The organism is Rhizobium sp. ZX09 (assembly GCF_017357485.1).
In the GTDB taxonomy this organism is placed as follows: domain Bacteria; phylum Pseudomonadota; class Alphaproteobacteria; order Rhizobiales; family Rhizobiaceae; genus Agrobacterium; species Agrobacterium pusense.
On the sequence record NZ_CP031364.1, the window covers coordinates 1,935,599 to 1,955,605 of the forward strand.

16 protein-coding genes are annotated in these 20,007 nt (G+C 59.3%); 14 read left to right on the forward strand and 2 right to left on the reverse strand.

Going from position 1 to position 20,007, the window contains the following annotated elements; all coding sequences use genetic code 11:
- Positions 1-383: 383 nt before the first annotated feature.
- Positions 384-1,448 (forward strand): porin, encoded by a 1,065-nt coding sequence (locus tag BTN45_RS23470; protein WP_207591389.1) that lies wholly within the window; start codon positions 384-386, stop codon positions 1,446-1,448.
- Positions 1,449-1,636: 188 nt separating this feature from the next.
- Here BTN45_RS23470 and BTN45_RS23475 read toward each other — a convergent pair whose 3' ends face one another.
- Positions 1,637-3,172, reverse strand: coding sequence for an amidohydrolase family protein (locus BTN45_RS23475; protein WP_207591393.1), 1,536 nt, complete (start codon positions 3,170-3,172; stop codon positions 1,637-1,639).
- A gap of 161 nt (positions 3,173-3,333) precedes the next feature.
- Between BTN45_RS23475 and BTN45_RS23480 the strand changes: the two genes are divergently transcribed.
- From BTN45_RS23480 to BTN45_RS23510, 7 genes are all read left to right on the forward strand, one after another.
- Positions 3,334-4,899 carry an ABC transporter substrate-binding protein gene (locus BTN45_RS23480; protein ID WP_207591394.1) on the forward strand — a complete coding sequence of 522 codons (1,566 nt, stop codon included), beginning with the start codon at positions 3,334-3,336 and terminating at the stop codon, positions 4,897-4,899.
- Positions 4,900-5,121: 222 nt separating this feature from the next.
- Positions 5,122-6,090, forward strand: coding sequence for an ABC transporter permease (locus tag BTN45_RS23485; RefSeq protein ID WP_004444583.1), 969 nt, complete (start codon positions 5,122-5,124; stop codon positions 6,088-6,090).
- 18 nt (positions 6,091-6,108) lie between these two features.
- Positions 6,109-7,056, forward strand: a complete 948-nt coding sequence (locus BTN45_RS23490; protein WP_207591395.1) for an ABC transporter permease — start codon at positions 6,109-6,111, stop codon at positions 7,054-7,056.
- Between the two features lie 5 nt (positions 7,057-7,061).
- A complete protein-coding gene (locus BTN45_RS23495) occupies positions 7,062-8,255 on the forward strand; it encodes an amidohydrolase family protein (protein ID WP_207591396.1) in 1,194 nt (397 codons plus the stop codon).
- Positions 8,255-9,748 carry an amidohydrolase family protein gene (locus BTN45_RS23500; protein ID WP_184287273.1) on the forward strand — a complete coding sequence of 498 codons (1,494 nt, stop codon included), beginning with the start codon at positions 8,255-8,257 and terminating at the stop codon, positions 9,746-9,748. Before BTN45_RS23495 ends, BTN45_RS23500 begins: the two co-directional genes overlap by 1 nt.
- A complete protein-coding gene (locus BTN45_RS23505; protein WP_207591397.1) occupies positions 9,741-10,724 on the forward strand; it encodes an ABC transporter ATP-binding protein in 984 nt (327 codons plus the stop codon). The genes BTN45_RS23500 and BTN45_RS23505 overlap by 8 nt, the downstream gene beginning before the upstream one ends.
- Complete coding sequence (locus BTN45_RS23510) at positions 10,721-11,743, forward strand: ABC transporter ATP-binding protein (protein WP_037092940.1); 1,023 nt, start codon at positions 10,721-10,723, stop codon at positions 11,741-11,743. Before BTN45_RS23505 ends, BTN45_RS23510 begins: the two co-directional genes overlap by 4 nt.
- Before the next feature lie 9 nt (positions 11,744-11,752).
- Here BTN45_RS23510 and BTN45_RS23515 read toward each other — a convergent pair whose 3' ends face one another.
- Complete coding sequence (locus BTN45_RS23515) at positions 11,753-12,430, reverse strand: GntR family transcriptional regulator (protein WP_207591398.1); 678 nt, start codon at positions 12,428-12,430, stop codon at positions 11,753-11,755.
- Positions 12,431-12,559: 129 nt separating this feature from the next.
- Between BTN45_RS23515 and BTN45_RS23520 the strand changes: the two genes are divergently transcribed.
- The 6 genes from BTN45_RS23520 to fdhF all read left to right on the forward strand — a co-directional run bounded on the left by BTN45_RS23520 (position 12,560) and on the right by fdhF (position 19,991).
- Positions 12,560-13,189, forward strand: coding sequence for a flavin reductase family protein (locus BTN45_RS23520; RefSeq protein WP_022563864.1), 630 nt, complete (start codon positions 12,560-12,562; stop codon positions 13,187-13,189).
- A gap of 21 nt (positions 13,190-13,210) precedes the next feature.
- The gene (locus tag BTN45_RS23525) at positions 13,211-13,933 is read left to right on the forward strand and encodes an aspartate/glutamate racemase family protein (protein ID WP_004444573.1); all 723 of its coding nucleotides are present in this window, start codon (positions 13,211-13,213) and stop codon (positions 13,931-13,933) included.
- A 100-nt stretch (positions 13,934-14,033) separates the two neighbouring features.
- Entirely contained in the window at positions 14,034-14,957 is a 924-nt protein-coding gene (locus BTN45_RS23530) for a LysR family transcriptional regulator (protein WP_006700319.1), read from the forward strand.
- Positions 14,958-15,071: 114 nt separating this feature from the next.
- Complete coding sequence (locus BTN45_RS23535; RefSeq protein WP_207591399.1) at positions 15,072-15,551, forward strand: formate dehydrogenase subunit gamma; 480 nt, start codon at positions 15,072-15,074, stop codon at positions 15,549-15,551.
- Positions 15,548-17,104 (forward strand): NADH-quinone oxidoreductase subunit NuoF, encoded by a 1,557-nt coding sequence (locus BTN45_RS23540; RefSeq protein ID WP_207591400.1) that lies wholly within the window; start codon positions 15,548-15,550, stop codon positions 17,102-17,104. Before BTN45_RS23535 ends, BTN45_RS23540 begins: the two co-directional genes overlap by 4 nt.
- A gap of 4 nt (positions 17,105-17,108) precedes the next feature.
- Complete coding sequence (gene fdhF / locus BTN45_RS23545) at positions 17,109-19,991, forward strand: formate dehydrogenase subunit alpha (protein ID WP_207591405.1); 2,883 nt, start codon at positions 17,109-17,111, stop codon at positions 19,989-19,991.
- The last annotated feature ends 16 nt before the right edge of the window (positions 19,992-20,007 follow it).

Here is a 20,007-nt window from a genome sequence, read left to right on the forward strand (position 1 = left end):
ATCGCCGCCTCGCGCACTCACTGCACCAGCCTCGGCCATTGTCACATCACCGTTGTTATTCAAGGTGAGCTGTTGGGCTCCTTCCGCAGCAATATTGTTACTAATCTCGTAATATTAGAATATTATCGTAAATTAAATATCAAATAAAGCTTATCTTCCCAACGTATATAAGCGTATTTTTATATTTTAAACTTTATATTTGTTGTAATTTTACTACGCAATGTGATTGCGTTATCGTGTTGTATTTTAAATCCGGAGATTTGAATTGCGACTCCCCCGCGATTTCTGTCATTTGCTGATCAGCGCAGGGAAGCGGGCGGCAGGGAAAAGACCAGCCCACGAATCTGCGCATTCGTTGAAAAATTTTTGACTGGAGATTACAAATGAACATCAAGAGCCTTTTGATCGGCTCCGCTGCGGCTCTCGCAGCAGTATCCGGCGCACAGGCCGCTGACGCCATCGTCGCCGCTGAGCCCGAGCCCATGGAATATGTTCGCGTCTGCGATGCTTTTGGCACCGGCTTCTTTTACATCCCCGGCACCGAAACCTGCCTGAAGTTCGACGGTTACGTTCGTTTCCAGACGGACTTCGGTCGCAACCAGTCCGGTACATCTGACTGGGACTCTTTCACCCGCGCCCAGTTCAACATTGACACCCGCACCGACACCGAACTCGGCGCCCTGCGTGGCTACATCGGTCTGCGCGGTCAGGCCGACAACGATACTGACCGCAACTTGGTTCTTGATCAGGCGTTCATCGAACTCAGTGGCCTGAAAGTCGGTTTCTACTACAACTGGTGGGACGACGGTCTCTCCGGTGAGTATGACCAGCTCAGCTCCAACCGCACCCGTCTGAACGCTATCCGTTACACCTACGACGCCGGCTCATTCTACGTCGGTGCCGCTGTTGAAGAGCTCGAAGGTTCGCGTAAGGGCACTTCCGAACTCGGCGTTACGAAGGGCGGCAAGTTCCAGACCAACACGAACGATGTTGGCATCAGCGCCATCATCGGCGCAAAGATCGGCGGCGTTAAGGCCAACCTGCTTGGCGGTTACGACACGAACCAGGAAAACGGTGCAATCCGTGCAATCATCACTGCTGACATCGGTCCCGGCACGCTCGGCATCTCCGGTGCTTGGGCTTCCGGCGCCAACTACTACTACGAAGAGTCTGAGTGGACTGTTGCTGCTGAATACGCCATCAAGGCAACTGACAAGCTGACCATCACCCCCGGCTTCCAGTATTTCGGCACGATCGACATCGGCGCTAACAACGACTTCGTTGGCAGCCGCGATGCATGGCGCGCTGGTGTTGCTGCCGGTTACAAGATCACCTCTGGTCTCTCCACCAAGGTTGCTGTCACCTATCAGGACGTCGATGGCAAAAAGGGCGTAAACGGTGGTGGCGACAGCTGGACCGGTTTCGTTCGTCTCGAGCGTTCGTTCTAACAGAGCCTGACAAACAGCATAACCGGGTTAGACAACTCAGATCCACCCCGTTTCTTGAACGGGTGAGTGCTAGCTCCAGTCAAAGTTCCTGACATGATGTCAGGTTTGCTCCCCGGTCCTCTCCTGGCCGGGGAGTCTTTGTCATGATGTTGGCAAGAAGTCCAAGAGACCTTGCCGACCCCAATTGATTAGTGATCCCGCGTCGATTGGTGATCCTGAACAGGCCCTTGGTCGGCGGCGCGGAATCTCGCATCCGCCGGCGGACGGGGAGGGAGCACGGGTTCGTCGAACGTGCGCAGTAGGCGGCCCCAGCCCGGATCATGCATGTGTGCTTTCAGTCCGGCGCGCTCGACCAGCGCCATGGCTTCTTGTTGGCCAAAGGTAAGCGCGGCGTCGACATCTGATGTCAGGACCCGCCCATTTTCCATCAGCAATCTACCGTCCACGAAGACGGTATCGACATCGCTACCAAGGACCTGATGTACCAGACGGTGGACCGGCATCCAGATGGGCATCAGATGCGGCTTGCGCATATCGATGATGACGACGTCTGCTTTCTTGCCGATTTCGAGCGAACCGATCTCGTCTTCCATGCCGATAGCGTGGGCGGCATCGATCGTGATCATCTCAAAAATCTTGCCGGGCGGAAGCAGGTAGCGGTCGTGATTGTGCAGGAGATGTTGCGTAAATTGCGCGAGGCGCGCCGTCTGCAACATGTCGAAATGGCGGCTTGGAGCTGCGCCATCGGTGGTGATGGCGACACGAATGCCTTTCGACATTATTTCCATGATGGGAGTTGCGCGGCCCGGCGGCGCATGGGTCACGCGTGTGCCGGTCTCGGCCAGTATGTCTATTTCGTCGTGGGAGATACCCCAGCAATGCTGAAGGTGAATGTCAGGGCCAAGCAGGGCATTTTCCTTATCCTGAAACGCCATGCGGATTTGCCCGGCAAAGGCGTCGGAATGAAGCCTGACACCTCTCTTGCGCGCCATCTCGCGTATCCGGCGGGCCTGCATTCTGTCACCCTCTGTCAGTTTCACAGCCAGGTCCGGCGTCGATGCATTGGAGGGTTCGACGGATGGTACGATGGTGAAAGGCGTCAGGAAAACGCTGATGCGGCCATCGGCGCTGCCGTGCAATGCGTCGATCACCGCTTCGCTGCCATCCATCATCTCGTCGAAGCTCACGTCGCGACGTTCCGGTAGACCGCTCTCCCATCGAGTGACCGGATGAGGCCATGGGAGGCCCGACGGTCCGACGCAGATGATTTCGCGAAGGCCGAGCTCGCTATAGGCGCGGGCGTGGTTGATCGCGAAGACGGGGTCATCCGCGCGCGGCATCGAGGTGATGATGCTGGCCCCGGTCGTCACCCCGGCGCGCAGCCGTTCAATGCCGGAAATCAGCCCGTCGGCATACCAGTAGTCGCGGGTGACGTAGTGGTAATAGGTCGGGGTGATGATTTTCATCCACATTGCATTGGTGTCCGCTGCAATGCTGCGAAGAAGTGCGTGGCCTGCGTGACCATGGGCATCTATCAGCCCGGGGATGATCAGTTTCGCCCTGCAGTCGATAACCTCCTTGTCTTCATGGCGAGGTTCCAGTTCGTCCGCAGTGCCTATGTCGACAATCCTGTCGCCGTCGATGGCCAAGGCGCCGTCTTCAATAGTGCGCCGCTCCCTGTCGACCGTGACGATCGTTCCGTGCAGCAGCAGATAGCCTGCCATATTCCGTCCTCCCTCTTTTGAACTCGTATCCAAAAACTTACAATTTTGAGTACGATAATTGTCAACAATATTATTGACAATAAGCCTGAGCGAAACAATACTCCCCTTGCCCGACCGGACCGCCTGCCGGTCTTCCAACGATTTATAAAAAGGGGGATCAAATGTCCCGTATCAGAAGTTTCGTCCTGGCGGCCATGGCTGCCGCCGCCATTGCCGTTCCCGCCAATGCCGAGACCCTCCGCTGGGCCGGTCGCGCCGATCTCTATTCGCTCGATCCCTATTCGGTCCCGTCCACATCCAACCTCGCTTTTCTGAACCATATCTACGAGGGCCTCGTTCGCTACGGCCCGGACTTCCAGATCGAGCCGGCCCTTGCCACCGAATGGAAGCTGATTGATGGAAAGACCTGGCGCTTTACCCTGCGCAAGGGCGTGAAATTCCATGACGGCGCAGACTTCACCGCTGATGATGTCGTCGCATCCTTCACGCGCGCTTCGGACGCGACGTCGCCGCTGCGGGGCAATATCCCGATTTACGCTGGCGTCAAAAAAGTTGACGACTACACGGTGGACCTCGATGTCAACGCACCGACTTCTCTCTTTCTGAACGACATAACCAACATCTTCATTTTTAATGCCAAGTGGTTGAAAGATAACAATAGCGAGAAGCCCACAGACTTTGCATCGAAGGTTGACGGCTACACCACCATGCACACCAACGGCACAGGCCCGTTCAAGCTCGAAAGCCGCGTTCCCGACAGCAAGACTGTTCTCGTTGCCAATGAAGGCTGGTGGGACCAGAAGAAGCACAATCTCGACCGCATCGAATTCGTGCCGATCGCATCTGCGGCAACACGCGTCGCGGCACTGCTGTCAGGTGAAATCGACCTGATCGATTCGGCGCCGATCCAGGATTTGCCGCGCCTTGAATCCTCGCCCAATATCACGGTCAAGAAGCGCACCGAGCTTCGCACGCTTTTCATTGGCTTCAACCGCCGCGAAAAACTGGAAAACGGTCAGCCAAATCCCTTCAATGATCTGCGCGTTCGTCAGGCCTTCGAAGCCTCCATCGATCGTGACCTGATCAACAAGAAAGTCATGCGTGGTCTTGCAAGGCCGTCCGGCTCGCTGATCGCACCTGAGATCGCTGGTTATGCCAAATCTCTCGACACGTTCGAGCCGGCCGATCCGGCCAAGGCGCAGAAGCTGCTTGCCGATGCGGGCATGAAGAACCTTGCCTTCACCTATACCTGCATGAATGACGAGAGCGTCAACGAGGAGGATATCTGCTCGGGCGTTGCCAACATGTTGAAGCGTGGTGGTTTCCAGCCGACCATCGACATTGCACCACGTTCCGTGCAGTCACCCAAGCGCAATGGCGGCAAGGCTGACGTCTTTAACCTCAGCTGGGCAAACGAGCCGACACTCGACGCCTTCTCGATGCTGTCGCAGATCCTCTCGACCCGCAAGGGCGCGATGGGCGTCTCCAACTATGGCGGCTGGTCCAATCCCGAGATCGACAAGCTTGTCGCGCAGGCGGCGCAGGAGCAGGACAATACGAAGCGTCTGGCGCTCGAAGAAGCCGCACTGAAAATCGCCAAGGACGAGACCATGCTCGTTCCGCTGCATCAGCAGCCGATTGCGTGGGCGATGCTGGCCAAGGTCAAAAGTGTCGACTTCCGCGCCGACAACAAGCCACGCCATTGGCTGACCCAGCTCGACAAATAAGACGGACAGCAAGCGAGGCGCCGGTCACTGGACCGAGCGCCTTGCCTGTTTCAGCAGACATTCGAGTACGTGTGGAACCGAACGAAGCTGTGCCAAAAATTGTCGACAAAGTTGCATCGTGTTCGTGGTTCTTGCGCACCGCGCAACCTTTGCCCCATCTCTGGAAGAGAATGATCGAACCTGAAAGCCTACGCGGCTCAGGCTCGCGTCCGAGAGGTAACAATGCTGGTATTCATCATCAAGCGTTTGGGAAATGCCGTGCTGGTCATGCTTTCCGTTGCGCTTATCGCCTTTCTCATCTTTCGGCTGGCGGGTGATCCCGTCGAGCTGATGGTCGGCGAACAGACCTCGCAGGAGGATCGTGCAGCCCTGCGTGAGAGGCTCGGCCTCAATGACAGCCTGCCGACCCAATATCTGCGGTTCGTCAAAGACGCGGCGGAGGGCAATTTCGGCGTTTCCTACCGCAACGGCCAGCAGGTGCTGCCGCTGATCGCGGAAAGGTTCCCCGCGACCCTTGAGCTGGTGCTGGTTGCCACCGTGATCTCTCTGGTCGTCGGCCTGCCTCTGGGTGTTCTGACGGCGATCCGGCGCGGGAAGTGGTACACGGAAGGTCTGCAGTTCCTGTCGATCGTCGGGGTGTCCCTGCCAAGCTTCGTTGTCGGCATTCTTCTCATTCTTGTCTTTTCCGTTTCCCTCGGCTGGGCACCGGCATTTGGCCGTGGCGATGTCGTTCAGCTCGGCTGGTGGTCAACCGGGCTTTTGACCTCGTCCGGGCGTGCTGCGCTCATTCTTCCGGCTATCGCGCTTTCGCTTTATCAGATCACCCTCGTCATGCGTCTGGTGCGGGCTGAAATGCTTGAAGTTCTGCGGTCCGATTTCGTGAAGTTCGCACGGGCCCGCGGCATTCCGCGCTGGCGGATCTACTTCCGTCATGCGCTGCGCAACTGTCTGATGCCGGTGGTGACACTGACGACGATGAATGTGGGTTCGCTCATCGCCTTCGCGCTCATCACGGAAACGGTGTTTCAGTGGCCGGGCATGGGCATGCTGTTCATTCAGGCGGTTACCTTCCTCGATATCCCCGTCATGGCGGCCTATCTCTGCATCATCTCCTTCATCTTCGTTGTCCTCAACACGTTCGTCGATATCGCCTATGCCGTCATCGATCCGCGTCTGCGCACCGCGCGCTGACCGAAGGGAGCCAGTTTCATGACAGACCTTTCGCAAACGGAAAAAACCGCCCGTCGGTCACTTTTCAGCCGCATGCGCGATAGCGACCTCTACTGGTCGTTCAGCCGCAGTAAATCGGCCAAGATCAGCGCGCTCATTCTCGCAATCCTGATCCTCGCAGCTGTCTTCGCGCCGTGGATTGCGCCCCAGAATCCCTATGACGGTGCATCGCTGGACATGTGGAAGGCCGAGCTGCCGCCGATCTGGCAGGAGGGCGGCGAATGGCCGTTTCTGCTTGGAACGGATACGCAGGGACGCGACATGCTCTCGGCCATTCTCTACGGCACACGCATCTCTATCGTCATCGGTGTCGCCTCCGTGCTGCTTTCGCTCGTCATCGGCATGACGACAGGTCTGGTGGCGGGGTACTTCGGCGGTTTTGCCGATGGCCTCCTGATGCGCATCGGTGACATCACGCTGTCCATCCCGACCATTCTGGTTGCCATCCTCGTGTCGACAGTTGTGCGGCAAATGCTGCCCGACAATCTGCGTGAGGTCGGTGCATCCGCCGTGCTCATTCTCGCCATCGCGCTTTCCGCCTGGGTGCAATATGCGCGAACGGTCCGTGCACAGGCGATTGTAGAAACCGGCAAGGACTATGTTCAGGCCGCTAAGCTGATCGGCGTGCCCGCCCGCCGCATCATGGCGGCGCATATCCTGCCCAATACGTTAACGCCGATCATGGTTGCCGCCACGCTGAATTTCGGCATGGCGATCCTGACGGAAGCGACGCTGTCCTTCCTTGGCATTGGCATGCCACCAAGCCAGCCGTCGCTCGGCACGCTGATCCGTATCGGCAACCAGTTCCTGTTTTCCGGCTCCTGGTGGATCGTGCTGTTCCCTGTCTTCCAACTCTGCCTGCTCGTCGTCACCGTCAACCTTCTGGGTGACTGGCTGCGCGATGCGCTCAATCCGAAACTGAGGTGAGCTCCATGCACGATCTTCTTCTGCGCAACGTACGGCCCATGGCGGGCGAAGCCTGCGATATTTTGATCAGGAACGGCAAGATTTCAGGTTTCGGAACATTTGACGCCGAACCCGGCATGCCGGTTGAGGATGGCAAGGGAGCAATTGCCGTTACCGGTCTTATCGATGCCCATACGCATCTGGACAAGACGACGTGGGGCATGCCCTGGCATGTCAACAATCGTGCTGCTATCCTGCGCGAGCGGATCGATTTCGAGCGGGAAAACCGCGTTCAGATCGGCATCGATCCGCATCGCCAGTCCATGCGCCATGCGATCGGCCTTGCGGCCAATGGCGGCACCCATATTCGCAGCCATGTCGATATCGACCCCACCCATGGCCTGAAACTGGTAGAGGGCATATGGGAAACCCGTGAGAAGCTTAATGGCATCATCGACATCGAGGTCGTCGCCTTCCCGCAATCCGGCGTCATGGTCATGCCCGGCACGGTGGAGCTTCTCGATGAGGCGTTGAAGCAAGGCTGCGAGGTGCTTGGCGGCATCGATCCCTGCGGAATTGACCGCGATCCGAAGGGCCAGCTGGACATTCTTTTTCAACTGGCGACAAAACACGGCGTGCCGATCGATATTCATCTGCACGAAGCCGCCGACCTCGGCGCCTTCACGATGGAGCTCATCTTCGAGCGCATCCGGGCGAACGGCATGCAGGGCAACGTCGCCATCAGCCACGCCTTTGCCCTTGGCATGAACGACTATCTGCGCGTCGGCAGGCTGATCGACGAGATTGCGCGGCTTGATGTCGCCATCCTGACCACGGGTGCGCCATCGGCAAGCGTGCCGTCGATCATGCGCCTCAAGGAGGCGGGTGTGCGCGTTGGCGGCGGCTGTGATGGCATCCGCGACACATGGGGTCCGTGGGGACAGCCGGACATGCTGGATCGCGCCAAGATCATCGGCATGAAAAACGGTCTGCGTTCGGATATCGAACTTGCGCATGTCCTCTATGTCGTTTCCAAGGGTGGCGCCGATGTCATGGGTCTTGAGGATTACGGCATGGAGATCGGCTGTGCTGCCGACTTCACGCTGCTGACCGGCGAAACGTTGGCGCATGCTGTTGTTGATATCGCGCCGCGGCCGCTGGTCGTCAAAGGCGGCCGGGTTACGGCGAGAGATGGCAAAGCCATTGTGGAGGCGCCGTGATGAGCGACGTTCTCAATGCGTTGCAACTTGGCGAAAGGCCGCAAGGGCGGACGTTGCTCACAGCCAGCTGGGTTGTCGGGCACAAGGACGGATCGCACCGCCTTCTGAAAAACGGCGAGGTTGTCTTCGAAAACGGCGAGATCGCCTTTGTCGGACATGGATTTCCCGGAGAGGTTGCCCGGCGTATCGATTTTGGCAATGCGCTCGTCAGCCCCGGCCTGATCGATCTCGATGCGCTTTCCGATCTCGATACGACGATCCTCGGCATTGATCATCATCCGGGCTGGGCGAAGGGTCGTGTCTGGCCGCGCTCCTATGTCGAGGCTGGTCCCTACGAAATGTATTCCCCGGAAGAGCTTGCCTTCCAGAAGCGTTTCGCCTTCGGGCAGTTGCTCCTCAATGGCATCACCACGGCAGCCCCCATCGCTTCGCTGTTCTATCGCGAATGGGGGGAGACCGTGGCGGAATTCGAGGCGGCCGCCGATGCCGCCGGAGAACTTGGTTTGCGCGTTTATCTCAGCCCCGCCTTCCGTTCAGGCGGCATGGTGCTGGAAGAACCGGGCCGCATGGTGCCTGTTTTTGATGAGGAGCGTGGTTTTCAGGGCCTCGCCGACGCGATCGCCTTCATCGAAAAGCAGAGTGGAAGGCACGGCGATCTGGTGCGCGGCATGCTCGCGCCGGACCGCGTGGAAACCTCCACCCTGGCGCTCATAGAGCGCACCGATGCGGCTGCCCGCGAACTCGGCTGCAAGTTCCGTCTCCATATGGCGCAGGGCGTCATGGAGGTCGATACGGTTCGCAAGCTCCACGGTTCGACCGCGCCAGTCTGGCTCGCCAAGGCCGGGCTGCTCAGCGAAAGGCTGATCGCCCCGCACGCCACCAATGCGACGGAAGAAGATCTGGTGCTCTATGCGGAAAACGGCGTCTCCATCGTCCACTGTCCGCTGGTTTCGAGCCGTGGTGGCAGCACGCTCTCATCCTTCTCCTCCTGCCGCAAACGCGGCATCAATATCGCGATGGGAACGGATACGGCCCCGGCGGACATGCTGATGAATTTGCTCGTAGGGCTGATCACCTGCCGCATCAATGACGGTGCTCCGGACCAGATCCGCTGTGCCGATCTCTTCGATGCGGCCACACTTGGCGGCGCGCGGGCTCTTGGACGATCTGACCTTGGCCATCTTTCCCCGGGCGCAAGGGCAGACATTGCCGTCTTTGACCTCGACGATACCGTCATGGCGCCGAGCATCGATCCGATCACCACGCTGGTGACCGGCGGTTCGGGCAAGGTCACGCGGGCCGTTTTTGTCGACGGCCGTCTTTCCATGCGTGAAAGGCAGGTCGCCCGTATCGACATGCGGCGTGCCCGTGAACAGGCGCAGGCGCAGTTCGATCGCCTGATTGCAAAATATCCCGAACGGAGCTGGGCAAATCCGCCCGTCTCCGAAATCTTCCCTCCGAGCTATCCGGTGGAGGTCGCCCAGCATGGTTGACATGAACCAATCGGTTATCGATGTCCGCAATCTCAAGGTCGAGTTTCCCGGCCGTCGAGGCACCGTTACTGCGCTTTCCGATATCAGCCTTTCGATCCGGCCCGGTGAAATTCTGGGTGTTGTCGGTGAATCCGGTGCCGGCAAATCCATGACGGGCCTTGCCATACAGGGCCTGCTCGAGAAACCCGGCCACATTGCCGATGGCGAAATATGGCTCGGGTCGCGCCGTATCGATCAACTGGATGACCGGGCGATGGAAAGCATTCGCGGTCGTGAGATCGGCGCGATCTTTCAGGACCCGCTAACCTCGCTCAATCCACTCTTTACGGTCGGTGTGCAGCTTGTCGAGACGATCCGCCAGCACCTGCCGCTGTCGAAAGCGGATGCACGCGCACGGGCCGTTCAACTGTTGAAGGATGTCGGTATTCCATCACCTGCGGATCGTGTCGATCATTATCCGCACCAATTTTCTGGCGGCATGCGCCAGCGTGTCGTCATTGCGCTGGCGCTCGCCGCCTCTCCGAAACTCATCATTGCCGATGAGCCGACGACGGCGCTCGATGTCTCGATCCAGGCGCAGATCATTTCCCTGCTGCGGCGGCTGTGCAAGGAAAAGCAGACGGCGGTCATGCTCGTCACCCACGACATGGGCGTCATTGCCGAGGCTGCCGACCGTGTGGCGGTGCTTTATGCCGGCCGGCTGATCGAGGTGGGCCCGGTCGAGCAGGTGCTGCACGAACCGCGCCACCCCTATACGCAGGGCTTGATGGCCTCCATCCCGTCACTTGGCGCACGGGTGGAGCGGCTGAACCAGATCGACGGCGCAATGCCGCGTCTCGACGCGATCCCGCCCGGATGCGCGTTTAATCCACGCTGTGGACTCGCCGGGCCACGCTGTCGGCGGGAAAGGCCTGAACTCGAAACCGTCGGCAACGGCGCCAGTGCGTGCTGGCTGAATGCAGGAGGCACAGCATGACACAATCCGCATCTCAAAAGGCAGCATTGAGCAAGCCGGCCTTGACGGTGAAGGGCCTGACGAAAACCTTCGACGTTTCGGCCCCGCTGCTCAATCGCATCATCGAGCGCAAACCACGGCAGTTCGTGCAGGCCGTCAACGATATCGATTTTTCCGTTCCGGCCGGCGGCTGTCTCAGTATCGTCGGTGAAAGCGGTTGTGGCAAATCTACTGTTGCCCGCCTGGTAACGGGACTTTTTCGGCCAAGTGCCGGCGAGTTTCGTTTCGCGGCAGGCGGCAAGGGTAAACCGCTGTCGGCACAGATGATCTTTCAGGATCCCTATGCCTCGCTCAATCCGCGCTGGCGGGTGAAGAACATCATCGCCGAACCGATCCGCGAATTGAAGCTGCGCGCGACCAAGGCTGAGACGATGGATAGGGTGGAGGAGCTTCTGAAGACTGTGGGGCTGTCGGCCTCTGACGGCGAAAAGTTTCCGCATGAATTTTCCGGCGGCCAACGCCAGCGCATCTCCATTGCCCGTGCATTGGCGAGTGAACCGGAATTCCTCGTCTGCGATGAGCCGACATCGGCGCTCGACGTTTCGGTGCAGGCGCAGGTGCTGAACCTCATGCGCCGCCTGCAGGATGAACTCGGCCTCACCTATCTCTTCATCAGCCACGACATGAGCGTTGTTCGTCACATGTCGGACCGCATTGCGGTGATGTATCTCGGGCGGATTGTGGAGGAGGGGGATACGGAAGAGCTTTTCGCCAATCCGCGCCATCCCTATACCCGGCTGCTTCTCCAGACGATCCCTAATATCAAGGCGCCGCAGCGGGACCGGGAGATTGTTGCCGGTGAAGTGCCAAGCCCTTTGAAGCCGCCTTCGGGTTGCGCATTTCACCCGCGTTGTCCGCTCGCAACGGCGCAATGTTCGGCAGAAGTGCCTAAGGTGAAGAGCCTTGCCAACGGCACGCGGGTTGCCTGTCATCTGGTCGAAGATGACACGCAATGGGCGGGCGAGCGACATCGCGCATGAGCGGAAAAATCAGCCGAGCGCGGCGCGGAGGTCGTGGGAAAGGTCGCGGATTTCGCTGAGATCGAGCTCCGCTTCCACATGCTCGAGGTGGTGGGTCATCAGGTGGATGGCCCGCGACGGATCATTGTTGGCAATAGCATCGACGATTTCTGCATGTTCGTCCGGGCCGCAGTTGAAGCGATCCGTGTTACGGTAAACGGCTGTTATCAGCGACGAGCGGGAAATGAGGTCGCGCATGGTGGTAAAGAGGAAATGAGAACCGAGCGTTTCCGCAAGCAGAAGGTGGAACCCGCCGGAAAGCTTGATGATGTCGGTCGTGACGTTTTTGGCATTGGCCACGCGCTCTTTGGCCACGTGGTCGCGTAGCTTTTTGAGATCGGTCTTGGTGGCGGATTTGCAAAGTCTTTCGACAACGCATTGCTCGACGGTACGGCGCACGAAGAAGACGTCGCGGGCTTCCTCGACCGACGGTTTGGAGACGAAAGCACCGCGATTGGGAACGATGGTCACCAGTCCGTCACGTTCGAGAACGGACAAGGCCTGGCGGATTCTGGCACGGCTGACGCCAAAGATTGTCGCCAGTTGCTCTTCTTTCAGCTGCACCCCCGGACGCAGCCGGCGTTCGGCGATCGAAAGCCATACTTTCTCGACAATCTGCTGCGTGGACGGGCCGGCCTGCTCGCTCATTCGACATACTCCCCAATCGTCCTAGAGAAGCGTGATGTGAATGAAAAAGTCAACCGTATCAACGGGATTTTGGTTGCAACATTGTCAACAATATGAGAGATAATTGTAGACTAAATTAGGATGTCGATCATGGAATTCGATTTCAGCGCGCTTGAGCCCCAGAGCCGCTACCGCCTTCTGACGAATTTTATCGGTCCGCGGCCGATCGCACTCGTGACGACCCGCTCGGAAGCTGGCCATAACAATGCAGCGCCGATGAGCTTCTTCAACGTCTTTTCGCATGATCCGCCTATCGTGGTCCTCGGCATTCAGCCGAAGGTGAGCGGCGAGGAAAAGGATACGATGGTGAATATCCGCCGCACTGGCGAGTTCGTCGTCAATATGGTCGATATGTCGCTTTCGGAGCAGATGCTGATCTGCGGTCTCGGCTTCGACAATGAAGTTGACGAGATGTCGATGGCCAAGCTTACGGCCATGCCCTGCAGCAAGATCGATGCGAGTTATGCCGCGCAATCGCCCTGCGCCTTCGAGTGCCGGGTGGAGCGACTGATCGATTACCCCCGCCGCACGCTGGTGCTGGGCGAAGTGGTTCATATGCATGTCCATAACGAATGCCTCGATGAGGAGGGACGTTATGTCGATGCCGATCGCTACCAGCCGATCGCCCGGCTTCACGCCGACAACTACATTACCTCGGACCGCCAGTTTGTTTTGAAGGCGCCACCAATCACCGATTTCACCGCGCCTGACGGCAAGTGACAGCTCATCAGGATGCGTGCGATGCATATTCGTTTGATAAACCCCAATTCCACCGCCTCCATGACCGCGCAGGCTCTCGATAGCGCGCTAAGGGTCAAGCAGAAGGAGACCCACGTCTCCGCGGCAAATCCTGACGATACCCCCGTCAGCATCGAAGGGCAGGCGGATGAGGCCATGGCTCTTCCCGGGCTGCTCGCGGAAATCCGCAAGGGTGAGGCGCAGGGCGTGGATGCCTATGTGATCGCCTGTTTCGACGATCCGGGCCTTCACGCCGCACGCGAAGTGGCGCGTGGACCCGTCATCGGCATCTGCCAGGCCGCCGTGCAGGTGGCGATGACGATCAGCCGCCGCTTCTCGATCATCACGACGCTGCCGCGTTCCATCGCGATCATCGAAGATCTGGTGGAGGATTACGGCGCGCAACGGCATTGCCGGAAGGTCCGGGCAATCAACCTGCCGGTTCTTGGCCTTGAAGAAGACCCGGAGGTCGCGGAAGCCCTGCTTCGGCGCGAAATCGAGGCCGCCAAGCGCGAGGATGCGGCAGAAGCGATCATTCTCGGCTGCGCCGGCATGTCCTCGCTCTGCGACCGGCTGCGCGACGCCACAGGTGTTCCGGTCATCGATGGCGTGACGGCAGCGATCAAGCTTGCCGAAGCTCTTGTTGGCGCCGGTTACAATACCTCGAAGGTCAATGCTTACGACTATCCGCGCGTGAAGGGGCCGGCCCTCGTCGCCTGCGCCTAGTCTGCAGGAAAATGCCCGCGGCCATTTGCGGGCGCTCGCGCCACGTTCTAGTGTTCTCCCGCGCACACCGGTCAACCGGGCGCGCCGCGGGGGAGAGCGTATGATCGACAAGCTGGAATTTTTCATTGCATTGGCGCGGGCTGAACATTTCGGCCGGGCGGCGGAGGAATGTGGTGTCTCCCAGCCCAGCCTGTCGGCGGCAATCCGGCAGTTGGAGGATCAGTTGGGCGTCGTTCTCGTGGTGCGTTCAGCGCGGTATCAGGGGCTGACGCCGGAAGGCCAGCGTGTGCTGGAATGGGCGCGTCGTATCGTTGGCGATACACGCACCATGCGTGAGGAAATGCGCGCCGCCCGTAGGGGCCTGGCCGGACATATACGTCTGGCCGTCATTCCGACCGCGCTTGCCATGGTGCCGCGATTGACCGAATCCTTCCAGGCGCGCCATCCCGATGTGACTTTTTCCGTCACGTCCCGCACCTCGCTGCAGGTTTTGAGCCAGATTGAAAACCTCGAGATCGACGCGGGAATCAGTTACCTCGACAATGAGCCGCTCGGACGCGTGACCACCGTGCCGCTCTATTCCGAGCGTTATCACCTCATCGCGGCTGCCGGAACGCCACTTGCTGATCAGGAAAGCGTTACCTGGCAACAGGTTTCCAGTCTTAGGCTTTGTCTATTAACTCCGGACATGCAGAACAGGCGCATCATCAACCGGCACATGGCCGAGGCTGGCGTGGAGGCCAAGCCGACTCTCGAATCCAACTCGATGATTGTGCTTTTTTCTCATATCCGCACCGGACAATGGGCTTCAATAATGCCGCGTAACCTCGCGGAATCGTTTGGTTTTCCTAAGCAGATCAGGATAATCCCGATTACTGATCCGGACCCCGAACACCTCGTGGGCCTGATTGCCACCCACCGGGAACCACACACCCCCCTTGTCTCCGCGCTGCTTCACGAGGCTCGCCAAAGGGCCGCCGAGAAGGCATTTGATAGGAATTTCCTATCAAATGACGGAAACTGATTATTGACCTGATCCCGCCGATCTCGACATTCTTGCAAGCACTGCAGGGCGGCGAAAGGATTGACTATATCCCGCTCGTTATCCCTGCCCCTGTCGGTTTGGGAGGACTGGCTTATGAATATTCGAGCGGTTGCCGTAGATGAGGCGGCGCGTGTTTCCGCCATCATTGATGAATTTCTCCATCTGGAGGGGCCTTTGCTGCCCATCCTGCACGCAATGCAGGAAGAATTCGGCTATATCCCGGAAAGCGCCAAGCAGATCATCGCATCCGCGCTGAACGTATCGCGCGCCGAGGTTCATGGCGTCGTCACCTTCTACCCCGATTTCCGTGATCATCCGCATGGTCGCCATGTCTTAAAGCTCTGTCGCGCCGAGGCTTGCCAGTCGATGGGTGGCGAGCCTCTTGCGGAAACCATCAAGTCCCGCCTCGGCCTCGACTGGCACGAAACCGCGCCTGACGGTTCCGTCACGCTTGAGCCGGTCTTCTGTCTCGGGCTCTGCGCTCAGGCACCGGCGCTGATGCTGGATGGCGAAGTCCATGCCCGTCTTGATGAGGACTGTCTTGGCGACATTCTGACGGAGGCGCGCCGATGAGTGTCACCGTTTTTGTTCCCGCCGATTCCGCCGCTCTTGCCGTTGGCGCAAACCGTGTTGCCGATGCCATCGCCCGCGAGGCCGCTGGCCGTAATCTTGAGGTCGAGATTGTCCGCAACGGCTCGCGTGGCATGCTCTGGCTGGAAGTGCTGGTCGAAGTGCGCACCGAGCATGGCCGTATCGCCTACGGCCCCGTCAAGGCAAGCGACGTCGCCTCGCTTTTTGACGCGGATTTTCTGACTGGTGGCGACCATCGCCTCTGTCTCGGGCTGACAAAGGACATTCCGTTCCTGAAGAGCCAGACGCGTCTGACATTTGCCCGATGTGGCGTCACCGATCCATTGTCGCTGGAGGATTACCGCACCTATCAGGGCATGAAGGGTCTTGAAAAAGCTGTGACGATGGCCCCGCTGGATATCGTTGCGGAGGTGACCCAGAGCGGCCTGCGCGGACGCGGCGGCGCTGGTTTCCCCACCGGCATCAAATGGAAGACCGTTGCCGATGCGGTGGCAGACCAGAAATACATCGTCTGTAATGCGGATGAGGGCGACAGCGGCACTTTCGCCGACCGGATGATCATGGAGGGCGACCCCTTCGTGCTGATCGAAGGCATGGCGATTGCCGGCCTCGCCGTCGGCGCGTCCAAGGGCTTCATCTATACCCGCTCGGAATATCCCTACGCCATCAGGGTCATGGAAAAGGCGATCGAGATCGCAAGGCGTGAGGGTATTCTTGGGTCCTCCGTCCTCGGGTCAGGCCGTGCGTTCGACATGGAAGTGCGCATGGGCGCCGGCGCCTATGTCTGCGGCGAGGAGACCTCACTCCTGAACAGCCTTGAAGGCAAACGCGGCACGGTGCGCGCCAAGCCGCCGCTACCCGCCCTGCAGGGCCTGTTCGGTAAGCCGACGGTCGTCAACAATGTGATTTCGCTCGCTTCCATTCCGGTCATCATGGATCGTGGCGCGGCGTTTTATCGCGATTTCGGTGTCGGCCGTTCGCACGGCACCATCCCGATCCAGCTTGCTGGCAACCTCAAGCATGGCGGGCTTTACGAAACCGCCTTCGGTTTGACGCTCGGGCAACTGGTGAACGATATCGGTGGCGGCACGATCACCGGCCGTCCCGTCAAGGCGGTGCAGGTGGGAGGTCCGCTCGGCGCTTATTTCCCGGTGTCGCTGTTCGACACGGTCTTTGACTACGAAGCGTTTACGGCGGCTGGTGGCCTGATAGGCCATGCGGGCATCGTGGTGTTCGATGATACGGCAGACATGCTGCATCAGGCCCGGTTCGCGCTGGAGTTCTGCGCCGTCGAAAGTTGCGGCAAGTGCACACCCTGTCGCATCGGCTCGACACGCGGTGTCGAGACGGTGGACAAGATCGCGCTCGGAATCGAGCGGGAGAAAAACACGGCGTTGCTGGAAGACCTCTGCGAAACCATGAAATTCGGCTCGCTCTGTGCGCTCGGCGGTTTCACGCCCTATCCCGTCATGAGCGCGCTCCGGCATTTCCCTGCTGATTTTGCCCCCACCCCACGTGTTGAAGCGGCGGAGTAAGACCATGGCCCTTGTAACTGAATTCGACTACGGCACCCCCAAGTCCAACGCTACGGACATGGTGACGCTCACAATCGACGGCCGCCAGGTAACTGTTCCCGCGGGAACGTCGATCATGCGCGCCTCGCGTGAAGCGGGCATCGATGTGCCGAAACTCTGCGCCACCGACATGGTGGATGCCTTCGGCTCGTGCCGGCTCTGTCTTATCGAGGTGGAGGGCCGCAACGGCACCCCCGCCTCCTGCACCACGCCTGTTGCCGCCGGTCTCGTCGTGCACACGCAGACGGAGCGGCTGAAGCAGATCCGCAAGGGCGTGATGGAGCTTTATATCTCCGATCACCCGCTCGACTGCCTGACCTGCGCCGCGAATGGCGATTGTGAATTGCAGGATATGGCGGGAGCGGTGGGCCTTCGCGATGTGCGTTATGGTTACGAGGGCGACAATCACGTCAAGGCCCGCACCGGGGAGGGCGATCTTAATGCCCGCTTTATGCCGAAGGACGAAAGCAATCCCTATTTCACCTATGATCCTTCCAAATGCATCGTCTGTTCCCGTTGCGTGCGCGCCTGCGAGGAAGTGCAGGGCACCTTCGCGCTCACGATCGAAGGCCGCGGTTTTGAAAGCAGGGTATCGCCCGGCGCGCACGAGGCATTCCTCGATTCCGACTGCGTGTCCTGCGGTGCCTGCGTGCAGGCCTGTCCGACCGCGACGCTCACCGAAAAATCGGTGATCGAGATTGGCCAGCCGGAACATTCGATGGTCACCACCTGCGCCTATTGCGGCGTCGGTTGCTCCTTCAAGGCGGAAATGCGTGGTGAAGAGCTGGTGCGCATGGTGCCGTGGAAGGATGGACAGGCAAACCGTGGCCATTCCTGCGTCAAGGGCCGCTTCGCTTACGGATATGCGACCCACAGAGATCGTATCCTCAACCCGATGATTCGCGAAAAGATCAGCGATCCGTGGCGGGAAGTCACCTGGGAGGAAGCCTTCTCCCACGTTGCGTCCGAGTTCCGGCGTATCCAGGGCACCTATGGGAAAGAGTCCATTGGCGGCATCACCTCGTCCCGCTGCACGAATGAGGAAACATTCCTCGTCCAGAAACTCATTCGCGCCGGTTTCGGCAACAATAACGTTGATACCTGCGCCCGCGTCTGCCATTCGCCCACGGGTTATGGTCTTGGCCAGGCCTTCGGCACATCTGCCGGCACGCAAAATTTCGACAGCGTGGAGCATTCCGATGTCGTGCTTGTCATCGGCGCCAATCCGACCGACGGCCATCCGGTTTTCGGTTCGCGACTGAAGAAGCGGCTACGTCAGGGCGCAAAGCTGATCGTCATCGATCCGCGCCGTATCGATCTTGTGCGTACGCCACATGTGGAGGCCGCTTTCCACCTGCCGCTGCTGCCGGGAACCAACGTTGCGGTGCTCACGGCACTGGCGCATGTGATCGTCACCGAAGGGCTGTTCAACGATGCATTCATTCGCGAGCGCTGCGACTGGTCGGAATTCGAGGACTGGGCTGCTTTCGTAGCCGAGCCGCAGCACAGCCCGGAAGAGACGGAACGTTTCACCGGTGTTCCCGCGGAAGATCTGCGCGGCGCGGCCCGGCTTTATGCCAAGGGTGGCAATGGCGCGATCTATTACGGTCTTGGCGTTACCGAACACAGCCAGGGTTCAACGACCGTCATGGCGATTGCCAATCTTGCCATGGCGACCGGCAACATCGGCCGTCCCGGGGTGGGCGTCAATCCGCTGCGCGGTCAGAACAATGTGCAGGGATCCTGCGATATGGGGTCTTTCCCGCACGAGCTACCGGGCTATCGCCATATCTCCGATGATGCGACACGCGATGTGTTCGAGAAACTCTGGGGCGTGAAGCTCAACAACGAACCGGGGCTGCGCATCCCCAACATGCTGGATGCCGCTGTCGATGGCAGTTTCAAGGGCATCTATATTCAGGGCGAGGACATTCTCCAGTCGGACCCCGATACCAAGCACGTTTCCGCCGGCCTTGCCGCCATGGAATGTGTCGTGGTGCACGATCTCTTCCTGAACGAGACGGCGAACTATGCGCATGTCTTCCTGCCGGGTTCCACTTTCCTCGAAAAAGACGGCACCTTCACCAATGCCGAGCGTCGCATCAACCGCGTGCGCAAGGTCATGTCGCCGAAGAACGGTTATGCCGACTGGGAAGTAACCCAGAAGCTGGCACAGGCCATGGGTCTTTCGTGGAACTACACCCATCCCTCCGAGATCATGGACGAAATAGCGGCAACGACGCCAAGTTTTGCCAGCGTTTCCTATGCTTACCTCGAAGAGAAGGGCTCGGTGCAGTGGCCCTGCAACGAAAAGTTCCCAGAGGGTTCGCCGATCATGCATGTGGACGGCTTCGTGCGCGGCAAGGGCAAGTTCATCCGCACCGAATATGTGGCGACGGATGAGCGCACGGGACCGCGTTTCCCACTGCTGCTCACCACCGGCCGTATCCTGTCGCAATACAATGTCGGGGCGCAGACACGGCGCACCGAAAACGTCGTCTGGCACGAGGAGGATCGTCTGGAAATCCATCCGCACGATGCCGAACAGCGTGGTGTAAAGGACGGCGACTGGATCAAGCTCGTCAGCCGGTCGGGCGACACGACGCTGAGAGCGCTGATTACCGACCGCGTGGCGCCGGGCGTGGTCTACACGACCTTCCATCACCCCGGCACGCAGGCGAACGTCATCACCACCGATTTCTCCGACTGGGCGACCAACTGCCCGGAATACAAGGTGACGGCGGTTCAGGTCTCACCATCCAACGGGCCGACGGAATGGCAGGAAGAATATGATGCGCTTTCGCGTCAGTCCCGCCGCATCGCCGGCAAGCTGGAAGCTGCGGAATAATCGGGGGCCGGGCTTG